Raw genomic sequence first — 3,267 nt, 5'->3', positions numbered from 1 at the left:
CGTGAAAGGGAGGTCGTCGTCATGTCCGGCAGATTCCCATGTGGGTGAACCACTCGATCCCCGAACGATCACCGAAGGTTTAATTTCAAGCTTAGGCTCTACCAGCTCCCGGCCCGCCTCGCGAAGCACGCCCGCCACCGATGGCTGCGGATCGAGACCACCTGGCCCTGGGCCGACGCCTTCACCACCAGCTGGCGACGGCTCGGCGCACTGCCCGCCGCCCCATGAACCGGGTGCCACCACCCCGACGCAGGCCAGGAAGGAGCAGCCCCACCCCGGAAACCGTGGAAGCCCGGCGCAGCCGCAGCGACACGCGAAGATCCCACCCGGCACCGGCCGGGACAAACGGGATGAACCGATCACCTCAACTGGCAGCAATCACGCCTGAAGGATCGAGGCTGAACTCCACTCGACCAACCGATTCCTGCCCGCACCGACGTCTATGTACGAAAGATCCTCGGCGCTGGAGGCCTGAGGAAACCCGGTCGGCCTGCGACCCGAGACCGATGAGGAAATCACGGTTCTCATGCTGGTGACCGCTCGAAACGTTCACGAGCCGTCCACCGCGACGCTGCTGTTCACAGGTCCGCTCGCGCCGCGCTGCGAACGCAGCCACGGCTCCGCATACGGACGGACCGTAAATGGCATTGTGGCTCTGGTCGCGGTTCGCGGCAGCCCCGGCCAGGGCCCCGACCCGAGGGGGCTACGGAGTTGACCCCGCGTCGGACGCCTATGAGCGCTCAGTAGCCTTCAGCGCCCGCGGGCATCCTGGGCGGCCACGTACGTCTCGCGGAACGGGGTGTGGCCCGTCTGAAGTCCTGGCGGATCTTCCGCAAGGCCCAATGCAGTCCAAATCGATTGTCGTCAATCGCCGCCGCCGTCCTCACCCTGGACGGCAACGCAAAAATAGCTCATTGAAACTCCAGCTCAAAGCCGTTCTGCCGCCCTCACGTTATCGGTCGTTGCAGGCCCTGGTAGAACACGCGTGTGACCTACAGGTTCACTGCGAATATCGCGTACGGGTGGCACGAGCCCGGGCCAGACATCTATGCCCTGGCTGCCGGAGTTGGCGAGTCAGAAGGCGAAAAGAGCTTCGCGCTTGAGTTCCATTGCTCCTTCGAGGAACCCGATGCGCACAACATTCGTAAAAGCTGCGACTCGTACTGCGTTGTCACGCCCGACCAGGGAACCGCGTACGGATGTGTGCACGGTGTACGGGGGAACGACGGCCCAGCCTCGGCAGCTTCGATCGGATCAGCAAGGCGTATGAGGGGGCGGGCAATGCGGCCTGCAGGCGTAGTACTGGACGACGGCGTGCAGAGCATGAAGATCGGTGACGGGATCGCGAACGTCACCGCACGTCTGACGGGGATGCGGGCGACCCAGGACGTGCAGGAGCTTTCCGAGCTGATCGCCCCGCGACAGGCGTGACCTTTCCACGCCTTTCCGCAGGTGCGTGGCTGTTTTGCCGTCCTGCCGTGCGGCTTTCTGCAGGTGGAGGAAACGGAGAGCCGTACAGCAGGAAAGCGGCAAGAGGACCGTTGGCAACTCTGCGCGTACGAGGGGGCGCGCACAGAAGAACCGACATGCCTCCCTGCTTCCTTGGATGCGCCTTTCCTCTGCGGCAACAGGAAGCGTTCCTGGTCTCCAGGAGTCAAGGTGAATCCACATGACCACGAGCAGTAGCGGTAGCAGTTCCTCGTCCGGCTCGACGTCGGGCTCCAGTTCTTCATCCGGGTCCACGTCAGGCTCCACGAGCGGCGGCAGCTCCACATCGGGATCGACGGCGGGCTCCGGCTCGTTATCGCGGCGGTCTGCGAGAAGGTGGCTCAGCGGCCCGGCGGCAGCAGCGTACGCACTCGCCGTCGTCAGTACAGTGGTGGCCGCCGTGGTGGCCGCCTGGTGACCCCGTTAGGCGACCATGTGATGAAGGCGTTCCTCGACGATCCGACCTGTCCGGGGGACGCCTGCAACGGCAAGAACCCGCAGAATCAGGGCTGCGGTGAGGACGCGCGCACCTTCAAGCCCACTGTGGGCAACCCGGCCCAGCTCCAGATCCGCTACAGCGAGGACTGCAAGGCGGTGTGGGCCAGGATCGAACGCGGCAGCCCCGGCGATCTGGTGACGGTCCCGGGCCGTGGCTCGCGGACCGCCGAGATCGAGTACGGGGACGACAAGTTCACCAACATGGTGGCCGTGCCGGACGGCGCCTTCCAGGTCACGGCCTGCACCAGGCCGAAGGCCGGCGGCAAGAGCACCTTCGAGTCGTACTGCATCCATGCGACTCAGGCCACTGCCTGGCGATGACTGCGCCTCTTGGCGTCGACCTGTCCAGGCCTTTCCGCCTGGCAGCGCGCTGACCGACGAGGTCGGCGTCATCACCGGCGGCCTCACCATCGCCACCAGCCTCCTGCCGGACGGGTGCGCCGGCATCATCATTCAGTACACCGACGCCGAAACCACCAAGGACGCCGAGCTGCTCGTGCTGCGGCACGAGAACGCAGTCCTGCGCCGGCAGCTGGCCGACTCGGTCCGTTACGTGCCGGCCGACCGGTTCTGGTTCGCCGTCCTCTGCGGGCTGATACCCCGACGGTGCCTCCGCTGGCGGGCGACCTCAAGCCGTGACAGGCCAGGCTGCTTGCAACGGTTGGGAAGCGGTCAGTGGACGACGGGAGTCTCAGGCCGCATCTCGTAGGAGTGCTGGATGGCCTGATGCCGGGTCCCGAGGCCATCCGTGACCTTGCGTTCCCAGGGAACCTGCTGGAGACGCTTGGTCTCTTCGAGCATCGACTTGGGCTCCAGATTGCGGAAACTGTCGACCTCCCCGGCAGCGACGGACGTCAACGTCGCATAGACCGCTTCAGGATCGAACTGCGCTCGAGGGAAGGCGAGCTTGGCGTAGTCGAAAAGCCGCTGAGACGGGTCGTCCTCCCAGCTCTCCCAGGTCTGGAACATCCGGTCGTTGAAGCCGGTCAGGAATGGCCCCGGGTTGACCGTGGCGACTTCGATGTTGTGCTCCTGCAGCTCGTGGGCCATGGTTTCGGCGATCGCCTCGACCGCGTGCTTGGAAGCGGAGTAGATACCGGTGAAGGGGTTGACGTTCAGGCCCTCTCGGGATGAGACCCAAACGATTCTTCCGGCGCCGCGCTTGACCATCTGCTTGGCGATTCCTTGAGCCCGGATCCACCGGCTTGATGTCTGTGGATAGCTTCTCCGGAGACGAGGAAGTGCCTTGTGACCTGCGATGATGGGAGTTCTTCACGCTTC

The 3,267-nt window shown here is 64.9% G+C and carries 3 protein-coding genes and 1 pseudogene; 3 read left to right on the top strand and 1 reads right to left on the bottom strand.

What is annotated here, in order from left to right; all coding sequences use genetic code 11:
• Positions 1-1,281: 1,281 nt before the first annotated feature.
• The 3 genes and pseudogenes from ACIQFZ_RS43300 to ACIQFZ_RS43290 all read left to right on the top strand — a co-directional run.
• Entirely contained in the window at positions 1,282-1,431 is a 150-nt protein-coding gene (locus tag ACIQFZ_RS43300; RefSeq protein ID WP_402693985.1) for a hypothetical protein, read from the top strand.
• Positions 1,432-1,902: 471 nt separating this feature from the next.
• Entirely contained in the window at positions 1,903-2,307 is a 405-nt protein-coding gene (locus ACIQFZ_RS43295; RefSeq protein ID WP_402693984.1) for a DUF2690 domain-containing protein, read from the top strand.
• 148 nt (positions 2,308-2,455) lie between these two features.
• Positions 2,456-2,605: pseudogene (locus ACIQFZ_RS43290) on the top strand (integrase); the annotation flags it as partial.
• A 53-nt stretch (positions 2,606-2,658) separates the two neighbouring features.
• On the opposite strand, the gene ACIQFZ_RS43285 reads toward ACIQFZ_RS43290, so the two are convergent.
• Complete coding sequence (locus tag ACIQFZ_RS43285; protein WP_402693986.1) at positions 2,659-3,168, bottom strand: SDR family NAD(P)-dependent oxidoreductase; 510 nt, start codon at positions 3,166-3,168, stop codon at positions 2,659-2,661.
• Positions 3,169-3,267 lie beyond the last annotated feature (99 nt).

Source organism: Streptomyces sp. NPDC093064 (genome assembly GCF_044754605.1).
GTDB lineage: Bacteria > Actinomycetota > Actinomycetes > Streptomycetales > Streptomycetaceae > Streptomyces.
Note: the sequence above shows the minus strand (reverse complement) of the source record. Positions and strands in the feature narration are given on the sequence as shown.

What these genes read in the sequence shown, in the direction of transcription:
- ACIQFZ_RS43300 (WP_402693985.1), top strand. Translation starts at nt 1,282, where the DNA reads ATGCGGCCTGCAGGCGTAGTACTGGACGACGGCGTGCAGAGCATGAAG.